Here is a 16,031-nt window from a genome sequence, read left to right as displayed (position 1 = left end):
CGTAAGGGGACTGAAACACGCGATCGCGCCCTCAATATCCCCAATTCTCAAGTTTCTAACTAAGTAATCCCCGTAAGGGGACTGAAACCATCACTAGCACGTCTGCCTAATCTGTCAAGCTTCAACGTTTCTAACTAAGTAATCCCCGTAAGGGGACTGAAACTGGTAGTGAGTCTATTACCCGGACTAATTGATATAGGTGGTTTCTAACTAAGTAATCCCCGTAAGGGGACTGAAACTCTTCAAATTGCCAGAAGGTATCACGTACCAATGTTTCTAACTAAGTAATCCCCGTAAGGGGACTGAAACAAAAAACAGAATCGGACTTGTACTAATGATGAGATAAGGTTTCTAACTAAGTAATCCCCGTAAGGGGACTGAAACTTTACAAATTGGATGTTTAAATTTGCTTTTTACTTGATTGTTTCTAACTAAGTAATCCCCGTAAGGGGACTGAAACATTACCACCGATGTAGAGACAATAGAAGTAGGACAGTTTCTAACTAAGTAATCCCCGTAAGGGGACTGAAACATTTTCTATCAAGATATGGTTGTAAAATAACCCTTTGTTTCTAACTAAGTAATCCCCGTAAGGGGACTGAAACTTCACACTCAAGATAGTAATGGATTAGCAAGGTTTTGTTTCTAACTAAGTAATCCCCGTAAGGGGACTGAAACCATTGCAAATCACATCTTTTATGATTTTTCCATCTGGTTTCTAACTAAGTAATCCCCGTAAGGGGACTGAAACATGCAATCAGTAATTCCCAGAATAGCGGCTGTAGAAGTTTCTAACTAAGTAATCCCCGTAAGGGGACTGAAACATAAACGATCGCCTGGTTGAATGGGTTGAAATACCCTTGTTTCTAACTAAGTAATCCCCGTAAGGGGACTGAAACTAGAAACATAAACGATCGCCTGGTTGAATGGGTTGAAATACCCTTGTTTCTAACTAAGTAATCCCCGTAAGGGGACTGAAACTTTAAATTTTCGGGTAGATTTTCAATCTTTTTAAGTTTCTAACTAAGTAATCCCCGTAAGGGGACTGAAACCTGTATTGGATAATAAATTGTTAAGGTGAGCGACTTGAAGTTTCTAACTAAGTAATCCCCGTAAGGGGACTGAAACCTGAGGCTTCTATTAATTTTTTGAGTAATCGGTCTGTTTCTAACTAAGTAATCCCCGTAAGGGGACTGAAACGATTACTCTATCTTCTAAGAGATTGAAATTTCCCAGTTTCTAACTAAGTAATCCCCGTAAGGGGACTGAAACATTCCGTCTGGAGTGCCAAACACGGTGAGAATAGTGTTTCTAACTAAGTAATCCCCGTAAGGGGACTGAAACATTCCTAAAATTTGCGAGAATGAAAAACCACAAAAGTTTCTAACTAAGTAATCCCCGTAAGGGGACTGAAACGCAATTCGGGAACCATCTGGGAATCCTGATTTTTAGAGGTTTCTAACTAAGTAATCCCCGTAAGGGGACTGAAACAACCGCGCGCCGGCATTTTACTTCTATTTCCTTGAGGGTTTCTAACTAAGTAATCCCCGTAAGGGGACTGAAACGTTTCTACATCTATTTTCTGATATTTAAACTCATGTTTCTAACTAAGTAATCCCCGTAAGGGGACTGAAACGAATCTTTGTTCACCCTGTTGAAAATTGGAAAACAGTTTCTAACTAAGTAATCCCCGTAAGGGGACTGAAACTCTACACCTGATAATATAGGTTTATAATCGTTAATTGTTTCTAACTAAGTAATCCCCGTAAGGGGACTGAAACTCGTGGGATAAACATTCCTTAACATAATTAACAGCAGTTTCTAACTAAGTAATCCCCGTAAGGGGACTGAAACAATGATGATTCAAATGTATTTGTTAGTTATATTCCAAGTTTCTAACTAAGTAATCCCCGTAAGGGGACTGAAACTTTCTATTTTGTCAGTAGGCTTTTTAATTGGATTTTGTTTCTAACTAAGTAATCCCCGTAAGGGGACTGAAACTAATCGTCAAGTGGTTCAGATGGTAGAATTTTATTTTAAAGTTTCTAACTAAGTAATCCCCGTAAGGGGACTGAAACATGATCATATTCTCGAATTAGAGGGTGAAAATAGTTCTGGTTTCTAACTAAGTAATCCCCGTAAGGGGACTGAAACTTTGGTTTTATGTCCAGTTCCTTGGTTATTAAGTGTTTCTAACTAAGTAATCCCCGTAAGGGGACTGAAACGACAAAATTGACATTTCTGGAGAAAAATTGACATTTGTTTCTAACTAAGTAATCCCCGTAAGGGGACTGAAACAGGACAAAAAGCGGTTTTTTGCACCTAATTTTATTGGTTTCTAACTAAGTAATCCCCGTAAGGGGACTGAAACAATTTGGCGGTGCCGTTGGCGGCCGGGCTTGTAATGTCGGTTTCTAACTAAGTAATCCCCGTAAGGGGACTGAAACAAAAATAAGATCCGCGGGCCTTACCTTTGGGTTTATAGTTTCTAACTAAGTAATCCCCGTAAGGGGACTGAAACACAAGCAATTGAGAAATTACCGCGAAAATCATCTGTTTCTAACTAAGTAATCCCCGTAAGGGGACTGAAACTAGAGATTTCTATCAACCTAGCATGAGTGACCTGTTCAGTTTCTAACTAAGTAATCCCCGTAAGGGGACTGAAACATCGCTATAGGTTGGTTGCCAAAATTCGTAATCCACGTTTCTAACTAAGTAATCCCCGTAAGGGGACTGAAACTTTTCTCTTTTTTAACCATTGTTTTAAGCTAGGATATTGTTTCTAACTAAGTAATCCCCGTAAGGGGACTGAAACTGGCGGGCTGGGCTGGGCTGGGCTGGGCTGGGCTGGGTTTCTAACTAAGTAATCCCCGTAAGGGGACTGAAACATGACGTATACAAAGCTGATACTCTCACTGCATTTACGTTTCTAACTAAGTAATCCCCGTAAGGGGACTGAAACTCGCTATATAAGGGTGTTTCGGGCTGTGGTACTAGTTGTTTCTAACTAAGTAATCCCCGTAAGGGGACTGAAACAAATATAAGCAGAAAACCAACTGCTAGACAAACTGGTTAGTTTCTAACTAAGTAATCCCCGTAAGGGGACTGAAACACAGATGATAAAGGTAACGTGGCAATAAACATAATGTTTCTAACTAAGTAATCCCCGTAAGGGGACTGAAACAATTTGAATTTCCGATTGTTACTCTGACTTTACCAAAATGTTTCTAACTAAGTAATCCCCGTAAGGGGACTGAAACTTTACAGTACCAAGATGACTAGACAAATGATTTGTGTTTCTAACTAAGTAATCCCCGTAAGGGGACTGAAACTTTAGCTGATTACGTTTATTTGGTTCAGAATTAATAGTTTCTAACTAAGTAATCCCCGTAAGGGGACTGAAACTCATGAGATAAACACTCTTTAACATAATCAACCGCGTCGTTTCTAACTAAGTAATCCCCGTAAGGGGACTGAAACTCTATATTAACCAACTTTTGAAAGGTATATTTGGCAGGGTTTCTAACTAAGTAATCCCCGTAAGGGGACTGAAACAGGTCGTTTTAGAAAATGTCAATTTTTCTCCAGAATTGTGTTTCTAACTAAGTAATCCCCGTAAGGGGACTGAAACATGTCCATCAGTTTTAGGGGTAAAATTTACCCCTAGTTTCTAACTAAGTAATCCCCGTAAGGGGACTGAAACTTTAACTATTTATTGGTGTGTTTTTATACACTAAATGTTTCTAACTAAGTAATCCCCGTAAGGGGACTGAAACACAAACATTATACACACCCTGACAATGTTTGGTGTGTGTTTCTAACTAAGTAATCCCCGTAAGGGGACTGAAACAACTAAGGAACTTAAATAGGGATTGCGATGATCCGGGCTGTTTCTAACTAAGTAATCCCCGTAAGGGGACTGAAACAGGACAAAAAACGGTTTTTTGCACCTAATTTTATTGAGTTTCTAACTAAGTAATCCCCGTAAGGGGACTGAAACCAACTCGATTTATGGCGATCGCTAAACCTTCCTGTGTTTCTAACTAAGTAATCCCCGTAAGGGGACTGAAACACTTTTGATTGTTGAATATTTGCGATTTTTAGATAGTTTCTAACTAAGTAATCCCCGTAAGGGGACTGAAACATAAAGCTATTGATAAAATCCACGAATTGCACAATGTTTCTAACTAAGTAATCCCCGTAAGGGGACTGAAACTTGACCATTTTTTCTTTTATATGTTAGAATAGGTCGGTTTCTAACTAAGTAATCCCCGTAAGGGGACTGAAACCTAATTCATAATTAGATGTACCGTGTTTTCTCTTTTGTTTCTAACTAAGTAATCCCCGTAAGGGGACTGAAACTTCGTTAAACAACTAGGTACTAATTATTTTCAAGGTTTCTAACTAAGTAATCCCCGTAAGGGGACTGAAACGCCCCTGATTCCTTAGAATCTGGATACAACGGGGACGTTTCTAACTAAGTAATCCCCGTAAGGGGACTGAAACAATAAAATTAAACTCAGTATATTTTAGCGCGAGTTTCTAACTAAGTAATCCCCGTAAGGGGACTGAAACATTACATCGAAGAAAATGACACTATTGAGAATGAAGAAAGTTTCTAACTAAGTAATCCCCGTAAGGGGACTGAAACTGTCAAAAAATAATAGAACCGTTTACAACGGAGGAGTTTCTAACTAAGTAATCCCCGTAAGGGGACTGAAACTGGCAAGTTCACTAATGGGGATTCTATTGATGTAAAGGTTTCTAACTAAGTAATCCCCGTAAGGGGACTGAAACTAATCCACCCTCTATGTTTTCTACAAGCCTTACATCCGTTTCTAACTAAGTAATCCCCGTAAGGGGACTGAAACGCAAGCATTACTAACCTACCCTCTTTGCTTTGCGTGATGGTTTCTAACTAAGTAATCCCCGTAAGGGGACTGAAACTTTCCAATAAACTTTTTATGCAACCTGCCATTCACCTTTGTTTCTAACTAAGTAATCCCCGTAAGGGGACTGAAACTTCCTAGAACCTCTCACTGGACGGGTATGGCTTTGTTTCTAACTAAGTAATCCCCGTAAGGGGACTGAAACCACATTCTTCGTCACACTATCTGCAAATCCAAAGGTTTCTAACTAAGTAATCCCCGTAAGGGGACTGAAACGCTTCCTGCGGTTTTGAAGGAATTGGGGGTATAGGTTGTTTCTAACTAAGTAATCCCCGTAAGGGGACTGAAACACCCTCACTATGATAATGTTGATTTTGATGATTGCTGGGTGTTTCTAACTAAGTAATCCCCGTAAGGGGACTGAAACATTTAGAGGGTGAAGTCGAGTTGTTAAAACTTTGGAGTGTTTCTAACTAAGTAATCCCCGTAAGGGGACTGAAACTGACCATAGATTTGATTTCTATTGGTATAGTTGCCGATGTTTCTAACTAAGTAATCCCCGTAAGGGGACTGAAACTTAATAAAGAAAATCTGTGGGGTGTGGGGTACTTCAGTGTTTCTAACTAAGTAATCCCCGTAAGGGGACTGAAACTTTAAATTATTTAATGGACGTAACTGATAGCCGTCTTTAGTTTCTAACTAAGTAATCCCCGTAAGGGGACTGAAACGTTTCAAGCCCGATTACTCTGACTAAAAACAACTGGGTTTCTAACTAAGTAATCCCCGTAAGGGGACTGAAACATAGATGCTTCCATTAACTCACCTTCCTTGCCTTAGTTTCTAACTAAGTAATCCCCGTAAGGGGACTGAAACTCTGAAAAGCTATGGGAGGACGAATGATCACAAGCGTTGTTTCTAACTAAGTAATCCCCGTAAGGGGACTGAAACCGGTCTTCGCATTGTTGCCAGACTGTCCCATCCTGGGTGGTTTCTAACTAAGTAATCCCCGTAAGGGGACTGAAACTAGAATTATTTACCATGAAGGGCAATTTGGAAAAGTTTCTAACTAAGTAATCCCCGTAAGGGGACTGAAACTGGCCAGTTCTTTGGCTACGGGTCGCCAATCATCCTGAGTTTCTAACTAAGTAATCCCCGTAAGGGGACTGAAACATTCCATGACCGATGCTATGAAACGGAAACTACTGCCGTTTCTAACTAAGTAATCCCCGTAAGGGGACTGAAACTAGTGGTTGCCGTTTTCATGGTTCACGACCACGAATGTTTCTAACTAAGTAATCCCCGTAAGGGGACTGAAACGCTAGGATGACTTCTAAGGTCGGTTAATTGGTTTAGTTTCTAACTAAGTAATCCCCGTAAGGGGACTGAAACGTAAATACCTTATATGGCGACATGGTCAGCCCATGTTTCTAACTAAGTAATCCCCGTAAGGGGACTGAAACCAACCCAAATGGCGGCTATCATGGCTGCCATGGACAGTTTCTAACTAAGTAATCCCCGTAAGGGGACTGAAACTTAGTTTTGGCGGCTTTATCGCACTTTTTACTCCCGTTTCTAACTAAGTAATCCCCGTAAGGGGACTGAAACTTGAAACATCAAACGAAATTGGAAATTATTAACTATCAGGTTTCTAACTAAGTAATCCCCGTAAGGGGACTGAAACCATCCTCAACCATAATCATTAACTCAACTGAAACATGTTTCTAACTAAGTAATCCCCGTAAGGGGACTGAAACTTTGTAAATATGTTTTTGGGAATATTTAAAATTGATATGTTTCTAACTAAGTAATCCCCGTAAGGGGACTGAAACATTGAATTATCTAAGAGTAGCGGTAATTTAGAGGGTGAAGGTTTCTAACTAAGTAATCCCCGTAAGGGGACTGAAACCTCCCAACTCATGCACTAGTCGAGTCTTTTTGAAGTTTCTAACTAAGTAATCCCCGTAAGGGGACTGAAACTTGTCCGATAAAACACTTATTTGCTTATTTAAGGTTTCTAACTAAGTAATCCCCGTAAGGGGACTGAAACTATGTGGGGGGAAGATCCCAACGTATCCGGGCTTATCGAGGGTTTCTAACTAAGTAATCCCCGTAAGGGGACTGAAACATTAACCACTTCATGAACCAACAAACCGCGTTAACGTTTCTAACTAAGTAATCCCCGTAAGGGGACTGAAACAGCAAAACAGGTTTTGATTGATAGGAAATCAGAGAAGTTTCTAACTAAGTAATCCCCGTAAGGGGACTGAAACATAGATTTACTAATCATATCCTGAGTTGAATCACTCTTGTTTCTAACTAAGTAATCCCCGTAAGGGGACTGAAACAGTACACACCATTGCGGAAACTTTCTGCCGTTTAATGTTTCTAACTAAGTAATCCCCGTAAGGGGACTGAAACGCTTGAGGTTCACCTTTTACTATAGGGGGTCTTTCACTGTTTCTAACTAAGTAATCCCCGTAAGGGGACTGAAACTTGACTTTAGACTTTGATCAAAAATTAGAATTAAAGATTGAGGAAGTTTCTAACTAAGTAATCCCCGTAAGGGGACTGAAACAACCCACTTAATTCTGTTAAATCGGCACTGTATAATTTGTTTCTAACTAAGTAATCCCCGTAAGGGGACTGAAACTTGCGACCATCAACATAGTTCCGACAATTATTTTCTGCGTTTCTAACTAAGTAATCCCCGTAAGGGGACTGAAACTGGACTTGGGAGATCAGATCGTTAACTCCCTTGTCCGTTTCTAACTAAGTAATCCCCGTAAGGGGACTGAAACGGGTTCTGGATTTTGTCGATCAGCCGCTCAAATGTTTCTAACTAAGTAATCCCCGTAAGGGGACTGAAACATTTAAAATTGATTTTTTTTTAGATTGGTAATCTGATTTGTTTCTAATTAAAGTGGATTTTATCAAATAATGGAGGATAATTTTAGCGGGCAAGACTTGTACTGAGATTGGTCGAAGTATGCCCGCACCACAAGATTTTTATCATTAATATTTGTACTTGAGAATATCGAAAATGGATAATATTTTTGATGCTAAGTAAAGCCGCAGCATATTTTCAATTTACCGTTCTACCGTTTTTTTGTATCTATTTCAGAGATGTCTATTGACTAATAACTAATCCAATCACTCCAACTACCAGCGTAAAGTTTAGCGGTAGAAATTCCAGCTATTGCTAAAGAAAGTAGATTTACACAAGCTGTAATACCAGAACCACAATAAACTAAAATTTCTTTAGTTGTATCTATATTTTCCCAGCGTTGACATTGTTGTAGTTGAGGAAGTATAGCACCGGAAGGGTCAGTTACTTCTTGCCAAGGATAATTAACAGCACCAGGAATATGTCCAGCAATTTTATCAATTGGTTCTTTTTCTCCACGATAACGTTCTCCTTCTCTAGAATCTACTAAAATTACATTTGGACTATTTTGGCAATTTTTAACATAAGCGAAATCTACGACTTGATCTTTTTGTACTTTGGGAATAAATATTCCTTTTTTAGAAATAGGAATGACATTTGTAACTTCATAACCTGCATTTTTCCAACCTGAAAAACCACCATCTAAAACAGCTACTTGTTCATGTCCTAAATACTTTAATAACCACCATAAACGAGAAGCAAAAGCTAAACGAGAATCATCATAAGCTATTACTAAAGTTTTTTGAGAACTTATACCAATTGCTGCTAGTTTTTCTGCTAGTTCTGTGGTATTGGGTAAAGGATGTCTTCCTCCATGTTCTTTTACAGGACTAGATAAATCTTGATTCAAATCTAAATAGTGAGCATTGGGGATATGATTGGTATGATATTGCTGTTTTCCTAATTGTGAATCATTTAGAGAAAACCGACAATCAATAATCACAACATCAGGATTGTAAAGATGATTAAATAGCCATTGTGGAGAAACAGTGAATTGATTTATCATGATCATAGATAATGGTTAATAAGTAATTGACAACTGACTTTTTTCTTGATAAAATGTCAAATTTAGAAGATTTTACACCACAACAAACACAAGATGGTTCTTTTACCTTCTTTTCTAAAGAATTTAACGAAGCCTTTCACAGCCACTATGGAGCAAAACAGGAGAGTTTGCTCAAGTTTGTGATTCCCACTCAATTACCAATATTAGCAAAGACGGGATTTGTGCGATTGTTAGATATTTGTTATGGTTTAGGATATAACACAGCAGCGGCTTTACAGACAATTTGGGAAATAAATCCTCATTGTCATGTAGAAGTGATAGGCTTAGAAATAAATCCCGCAGTCCCCATAGCAGCAATTACCAATCAGTTATTTGATGGTTGGGACGAAAAATATATAAAACATATCAAAGTTTTCAGTCAAATAGCTTTTGAGCATGAAGTCAAAATAGATCATCTTCAAGCTACTTTACTCATTGGTGATGCTAGAAGCTTGATTTCACAAGTATATGAATCCGGTTTTCAAGCGGACGCAATTTTTCTTGACCCTTTTTCACCCCCCCAATGTCCGCAATTATGGACTGTGGAATTTATCAAAAAAGTATCAGAGTGTTTAGATAAAAATGGATTAGTTGCTACTTATTCCTGTGCGGGGGCTGTACGGACTGCGTTCTTAACTGCTGGGTTGGTTGTAGGTTCAACCTCACCGATAGGAAGACGCACCCCAGGAACTATAGCAGGATATCATGAACATGAGGGAAAATCAAGTAAATCATCTTTTTTGGCTCTTTCCCCAGCAGAAAAAGAATATTTACTAACTCGTGCTGCTATTCCTTACCGAGATCCTACTTTAAGGGATTCTGCGGAAGATATACTAAAAAGACGACAAGAAGAAGTACAAGCTTCTTCTCTAGAATCAACTTCACAATGGCGCAAAAGATGGTTTAAATCGGGAAATCATAAATAATGATGACAGAAAATATTAGTATAAAAAATAGTTGCAGTAATGTGATAATAGTATTAGTAGAACCAGCAGGTCCGTTGAATGTAGGTTCAGTGGCCAGAGTGATGAAAAACTTTGGCTTATCTAAATTAATATTAGTCAATCCTCAATGCGATCGCTCATGTTTTGATGCTACAAAAATGGCAGTTCATGGTCAAGATATTTTAGCATCTGCGGTGATAGTAGACACATTACCACAAGCATTGCAGGGCTGTGTTCGTGCCATTGCTACCATTGGTCGGGACTACAGTGGAGAAATACCTGTAGAAAACCCGCGCACGGCTTTACCTTGGTTATTAGAAACACTAGAAAAGCCAGTAGCTTTGATTTTCGGGAGGGAAGACAGGGGGTTAACCAATGAAGAATTAAATTATGCCCATAAATTAGTGTTCATTCCCACTAGTCCAGAATATCCATCTTTGAATTTAGCGGCTGCGGTTGCCATTTGTTGTTACGAATTGTCACAATCTAGTAGTCTATTCATAGATGATAATAAAAGCACTGTAGAAATTGCTCCCTTAGATGCTATGGAGGCATATTATCAAGAATTGGAATCATTACTGCTGGCTATAGGTTATCTTTATCCCCATACCGCAGCTAGTCGCATGGAAAAATTCCGCCATTTATATAACCGCGCTTACTTACAAACTGGGGAAGTGGGGATGTTGCGGGGGATTTTACGACAGGTAGAATGGGCAATTAATAGGACAAAATAGAGTCATGTTTTAGATAGTGAAAACCTTTATCTGTAACCAGGGTGATTATCAGCCCAGTAATTACCCAAAAAGATAAATATAGTCTAAACTATATAGAAAAACACTACTTAGTCCTAGACGGTAAACTAAGTACCACAGTGCATCAATTAACAATCTGGGTCGAAGGTGACAAGGAGTAGCCATGTCAGAATCAAGTAACAAACTGATACCTATATCAAGGGGACAGCCAGTACAGCGTCGCCGGCGTAAACGTGCATTCCCAAAGACAGGACAGAAAAAAAGCAGTCAGCAGCCAGTTTCTAGCCCAAGAGAAGCTGGGAAAGTAGCAAGTCTAGGTGATAATATCACTCCTGCTCTGATCCCGTCTGGGGGGCGAAGACCAGCATCACAGGTGATGATGTATCCAGGAGTTAAATCCGTACCTCCAGTTAATAAAAATACTCAATTTTCTCCTGGAGGGACTGTGAGGCTAAAGACTGTGTCCATGGAAAAGCCAAAAATAGCAAGAAAAAGATCGCGCAAGACTAGGTTAAAGCCCCTGTCTAGAGCCATTTTATATGCCTTGCGGTTTTTGATTGTTGGGGTAGGTATTGGTACGATTGTCGGCACCTTGTTGTCAGTCCTAGACCCTGCTAGTCGCATGAATTCAGTGGCGGTAGTATCTCAATCTACAGCGACTCAAAAAGTATCTGAGTCTGCTAGAACGGGTTTATATATGTCCCAGGAAATTACACCTTTAAAAAATACTCTGCAAAGCCTCGCTGCGGCTAATTCTGATTTAACACTAGGGGTATTTTTATTAGATTTAGATAATGGCGCTTATGTAGATATTAATGCTAGTAATGGTTTTCCGGCGGCCAGCACCATTAAAATCCCGATTTTGATCGCTTTTTTCCAGGATGTAGATGCGGGTAAAATCCGTTTAGATGAAATGTTGACCCTGGAAAAGGAGATGATTGTCGGTGGTTCGGGAAATATACAATATCAAGCTCCAGGCAGCAAGTACACGGCTCTTGATCTGGCGACAAAAATGATTACAATTAGCGATAACACCGCGACAAATATGTTAGTTGCTAAATTGGGGGGACAAGAGGCTTTAAATGGCCGTTTTCGTAGTTGGGGACTAACAACAACAATGATTCGTACTCCTCTCCCGGATTTACGAGGGACTAATACCACCAGTCCGCGAGAATTGGGGAATTTAATCTCTATGGTGAGTCAAGGTAATGCTGTGGGTATGCGATCGCGTGATTTAATGCTTAACATTATGAGTCGTACGGAAAGAGATAATCTTTTACCTGCTGGTTTAGGAAAAGGCGCAAATGCCTACCACAAAACTGGTGATATTGGTACAATGTTAGCAGATGCGGGTTTAATAGATGTACCGACCGGTAAGCGTTATATTGCTGCTATCATGGTACAACGTCCCAATAATGACCCTCGTGCTGCAAAATTAATTAGTTCTATTTCCAGTTCTGCTTACCAATACTTTAGCCAAGCTACAGTACAACCTAGTAATTCTACTAATAATCAACCTAATCAACCTATTTCTAATTATCAAGGACTTCAGCCTGTTCAGCCTGTTCAGCCTTTTATTCAAGTTCCGATGATCACTCCAACTGTACCTAATGCAATGGTTAATAATGTGCCTATGGGTACTTATCAAGCCCCGATAATCACTCCCCAATATTATCCACAACAATAAGCAAAAGGAAGAAGATACAGCGATAGCGAATTCCTGTCTAATGAAGTACACAGTAATTTATTCCCTGTCACCTATCACCTATCACCTGTTCTCTGTCACCTGTCACCTGTTCTCTGTCACCTGTCACCTGTTCTCTGTCACCTGTCACCTGTTCTCTGTCACCTGTTCCCTGTTCCCTGTTCCCTATTCCCTGTCACCTGTTCCCTTACAGTTTTTGATATCGCATTCCGGGAAGTTGGGTAACTAAACCCATAAGTTCTAACTGTAATAAAGAACTGGATACTATTGCAGCATTCATACCTGTTTTTTGAATGATAAAATCAAAAGATAAAGCATCAATAGCTAAAGTATTTATTATCTGTTGTAATTCCGGTGCTAAGTTAGGTATAGGAGGAGATTTAACTAGAGGTGTTTCTGTTTCTATATCTATTTGGGGAATTGCTCCCAACATGATTAATAATTCATTAAGTTCATGATTAATTAAACCCGCACCTTGACTAATTAATTTTAAACAACCTTGTGATGGTTGATCATCAATTTTTCCCGGTAACGCATAAACATCTCGATTAAATTCATTAGCATAGGTAGCCGTAATTAAAGCACCAGATTTTAGAGGAGCTTCCATAACTAATACCGCACGACTCAAACCAGCAATAATTCGATTTCGACGGGGAAAATGGGTGCGGTTCGGTGGTGTTTTCGCAGGATATTCACTAATTACTATCCCACATTTCAAAATCTGTTGATATAAATCTCGATTTTTATGGGGATAAATAACATCTACACCTGTTCCCATAACGGCTATTGTTCTTCCTCCTGCTTTCATTGCTGCTGAATGACTTTCGGTGTCTATTCCTTCGGCCATACCAGAAACAACGGTAAAACCATTTTTTGCTAATGCGGTACTAATTTGACGAGTCCATTTAATTCCGTATTCTGTGGGTTGACGAGTTCCCACAATTCCTACCAGGGGTTTTTGTCCTGAATTTTCCTGTAAATCAATTTCACCACGATAATACAACAGCGGGGGTGGGGTGGGAATTTCTCGTAATAGTTGGGGATATTCTGGGTCTGCGGGTGTCCAAAAATGGGGGTTTATTTGTTGGTGTTGGGTAAGTAGTTGTTCAGGGTTTAAACGGGATTTTTGTTGAACAACTTTTTCTAAGGTCTGAATTCCAAAACCTTCGACTTTTCGCAATTCTCCAGGACTGGCTTTCCAAGCTGTTTCTAAATTACTAAAGTGCTGTTGTAATCTTTGTATTAGTATTGGACCAATACCAGAAATTTGTGACCAAGCTAACCAGTATTTACGTTCTTCTATATTTGACATTTTTGCATATTTAACCTTTACTAATTAGGTTGGCGTTAAAAATTGTCGTTATGACAAGGGAACAGGGAACAGGGAACAGGGAACAGGGAACAGGTTTTGGCCAACTTTACTTTTCGTTACTTATGTCGGTTTTTTTCCGTTCACTTACTTAAGTCCTAGAAATTATCTAAAGCAGGAAAACAAACCACTCCAGGCACAGAGGACAGGGAGAAATCAGAATTTAAGGGTTTTTTATGTTTTTTTATTTGGAAGTCTCTAAATGTTGCTTTTTTAAATAATCAAATACTGATTTGTCTCCAATGTCGGGAGGAATAGGTTGAATGATTTTCCGCACTGCAAAAATTAAAAAGCAAATTGTCCAAGTTGCTAATAAAATCTGTTCGGTTTGGGTGGATAAAATTCTTGTTAAATGTCCTAATAATAATATGGGAACTATGGGAGTTAATATCTTAGTTTCTAAACGATTAAAGCAAAAACCTTCTTTAAAATAAATTCCTGTTAAAGCTGCAAAGGTGAAACCAATACCTAATATGGTTAATGGTTGATTATAAACGGTAATTGCAAAGGCTTGACTATCACTATGGGCGAAAATTAAGGCAGAAATGCTACCAATTATCCAGAAAATTTGCAAAATTTGGTGCAAAAATTTCATATAAATATGAATGGTTAATAAACTAATACCAAGTGCAAGACTAAAACAGGTGTAAATAGGTGTAATGGCTTGAATTACAGCGGGTTGGGGAGAAATTAAAACTAAACTACTACCCAGGGCAAAACACAATGCTGCTATCATTAATCCTGTACGATAAATTATCACACTTTGGCGATCGCTCTGAGTAATGGTAAACTCCCCAAATTGACCTTGATATATTTCCGGTGATGATATTGTTTGTGTAGTCATATTCCCAATAATACTTGTTATTTCGTAATTTCTCTTCTTTGCGCCTCTGCGCCTCTGCGTGAGACACAATTCTTAATGTCTCTTTCCAGCACCTAAATATAATTCTCCTACTTTTGGATCATTTAATCATTCTTTACCATTTCCAGTAATATTGCCCCTTTTTGATCCTAACACATAATCTCGGTCTGCCATTTCCAAGGCTTTCCGGGCATTTTGTTCTACTAAAACTATAGCAGGATTTGTCAGTATAGGCAAAAGCCGCAGCTTCAGCACCGGGTGTTTTTCCGACTACTAACCTACCCATTTGACTAGGTGTACATATTTAATAAACCCCACCCCCAACCCCCTCCCCGCAAGCGGGGAGGGGGCTATGATCTTTAAGTTAATTTGACACCAATGAGCTTTTGCTTTACCCCTACCAATCTAGATTTTTCGTGATTTTACAAAAGTCTATCTCCTAACCGTGTTGAGTATATTTAGTCATCTTGAGATGACTTGAGCTATTAGACTGGGAATTCATTCCCAGGCGAGATATAGGTTTTACATTAAATAGATACTTATTATATGCTGCACGCCTATCTGACATTATATAGAAATATATATAGCTAAGATTGGAAATTTTGTCAAATGAATTTAGCCGATTTGGCGTGTATTTTTCGGCAATATTTAGTTCTAAATTTGGTAATGAAGTTTGCAGAAAATGAGAATGAATTATCTAGTGACTTCTCGATATTCTATTAACAAGCGAGGGGGAAAACGGCAACCGAGCAGTAAACAACCCCAAGCGATAATTCAAATCAAGGAGAATTAAGTCATGTCTAACTTATTTACTGTAGTATCCGCTGAACAACAAGAAATCGTAGCTGGTGGTCGTCGCAACATAAAATTGGACGTAGTTAACCGTAGTTTTAGAAAGGTAACTTTTGGGTTCAAGCAAAAGACTGGTGGTGGTCATTCAAGTACAGAGATAGACTATCTCAATTTAGTTAAAGATTATGCTAATACTAGCATTTTAGCACCTGCTAACGTTCTTTCTTAGTCTAGATGAGTGATTTTCTTTGAAGCTTAAATTTTATCAGTTTTTGCTTCAAACTTGATAGGACGAGTAATCTACTCGTCCTATCAGCACAATCAATTCATAACTGAGTTATAAATCTATGGTTATAACGGATAAACAGTGAAATAAAATTTCACCAAGTATTTAGGTTTTTAACTATTGATTTTATAGTAGACATATCTTGAACAACAGGATTAATAAATTCATAAATTAGTGATAAAAAACCAGGATGATAATATGCAAAACCACATTAAAAGCAACGAAAGTAAATTGTTTACACAATTATCGGAACAAGAACAAGAAAATATATCCGGTGGACGTTCAGATTTTTTCTTAAAACTGACAGAGATATCATCGTCAGCTAAAACTCAAATATCTTTTTCAGATATCAGTATCAATATAGAGAATACATATACATTTAGAGAACTTATCATCTCCAGAAAAGGACGTAGAAGACGAAACAGAAATTTAGATATAGATAG

At 38.7% G+C, this 16,031-nt stretch carries 7 protein-coding genes, 1 pseudogene and 1 CRISPR repeat array (1 of these 9 running past the window's edge); of the genes and pseudogenes, 4 read left to right on the top strand and 4 right to left on the bottom strand.

Annotation, left to right across the window (positions count from 1 at the left end):
- Positions 1–7,833: direct repeats of the CRISPR family, unit length 37 nt; unit sequence GTTTCTAACTAAGTAATCCCCGTAAGGGGACTGAAAC; it reaches 1,882 nt to the left of the window's first position.
- Between the two features lie 190 nt (positions 7,834–8,023).
- Complete coding sequence (locus H6G25_RS06490) at positions 8,024–8,839, bottom strand: sulfurtransferase (protein WP_190391774.1); 816 nt, start codon at positions 8,837–8,839, stop codon at positions 8,024–8,026.
- 53 nt (positions 8,840–8,892) lie between these two features.
- Between H6G25_RS06490 and H6G25_RS06485 the strand changes: the two genes are divergently transcribed.
- The 3 genes from H6G25_RS06485 to H6G25_RS06475 all read left to right on the top strand — a co-directional run bounded on the left by H6G25_RS06485 (position 8,893) and on the right by H6G25_RS06475 (position 12,261).
- A complete protein-coding gene (locus H6G25_RS06485; protein WP_190391773.1) occupies positions 8,893–9,804 on the top strand; it encodes an MnmC family methyltransferase in 912 nt (303 codons plus the stop codon).
- Positions 9,804–10,556 (top strand): RNA methyltransferase, encoded by a 753-nt coding sequence (locus tag H6G25_RS06480; protein ID WP_190391772.1) that lies wholly within the window; start codon positions 9,804–9,806, stop codon positions 10,554–10,556. The genes H6G25_RS06485 and H6G25_RS06480 overlap by 1 nt, the downstream gene beginning before the upstream one ends.
- A 181-nt stretch (positions 10,557–10,737) precedes the next feature.
- Complete coding sequence (locus H6G25_RS06475) at positions 10,738–12,261, top strand: serine hydrolase (RefSeq protein ID WP_190391771.1); 1,524 nt, start codon at positions 10,738–10,740, stop codon at positions 12,259–12,261.
- A 205-nt stretch (positions 12,262–12,466) separates the two neighbouring features.
- On the opposite strand, the gene dprA is transcribed toward H6G25_RS06475, so the two are convergent.
- The 3 genes and pseudogenes from dprA to H6G25_RS06460 form a co-directional block, all read right to left on the bottom strand.
- Positions 12,467–13,591, bottom strand: coding sequence for a DNA-processing protein DprA (gene dprA, locus H6G25_RS06470; RefSeq protein ID WP_190391770.1), 1,125 nt, complete (start codon positions 13,589–13,591; stop codon positions 12,467–12,469).
- 241 nt (positions 13,592–13,832) lie between these two features.
- Positions 13,833–14,492: a DUF2301 domain-containing membrane protein gene (locus tag H6G25_RS06465; RefSeq protein WP_190391769.1), complete on the bottom strand. Its 660-nt coding sequence runs from the start codon at positions 14,490–14,492 to the stop codon at positions 13,833–13,835.
- 126 nt (positions 14,493–14,618) lie between these two features.
- Positions 14,619–14,726, bottom strand: a pseudogene (locus H6G25_RS06460) (ABC transporter ATP-binding protein); the annotation flags it as partial.
- 580 nt (positions 14,727–15,306) lie between these two features.
- Between H6G25_RS06460 and H6G25_RS06455 the strand changes: the two are divergent.
- Entirely contained in the window at positions 15,307–15,531 is a 225-nt protein-coding gene (locus H6G25_RS06455) for a hypothetical protein (protein ID WP_190391768.1), read from the top strand.
- Positions 15,532–16,031: the final 500 nt, after the last annotated feature.

Origin of the sequence: Dolichospermum sp. FACHB-1091 (genome assembly GCF_014697585.1) — a bacterium.
Classification (GTDB): domain Bacteria; phylum Cyanobacteriota; class Cyanobacteriia; order Cyanobacteriales; family Nostocaceae; genus Dolichospermum.
Note: the sequence above shows the minus strand (reverse complement) of the source record. Positions and strands in the feature narration are given on the sequence as shown.

Coding starts and splice junctions, on each gene's coding strand:
- H6G25_RS06490 (WP_190391774.1), bottom strand. CDS start 8,839: ATGATAAATCAATTCACTGTTTCTCCACAATGGCTATTTAATCATCTT.
- H6G25_RS06455 (WP_190391768.1), top strand. CDS start 15,307: ATGTCTAACTTATTTACTGTAGTATCCGCTGAACAACAAGAAATCGTA.
- dprA (WP_190391770.1), bottom strand. CDS start 13,591: ATGTCAAATATAGAAGAACGTAAATACTGGTTAGCTTGGTCACAAATT.
- H6G25_RS06475 (WP_190391771.1), top strand. CDS start 10,738: ATGTCAGAATCAAGTAACAAACTGATACCTATATCAAGGGGACAGCCA.
- H6G25_RS06480 (WP_190391772.1), top strand. CDS start 9,804: ATGATGACAGAAAATATTAGTATAAAAAATAGTTGCAGTAATGTGATA.
- H6G25_RS06465 (WP_190391769.1), bottom strand. CDS start 14,492: ATGACTACACAAACAATATCATCACCGGAAATATATCAAGGTCAATTT.
- H6G25_RS06485 (WP_190391773.1), top strand. CDS start 8,893: ATGTCAAATTTAGAAGATTTTACACCACAACAAACACAAGATGGTTCT.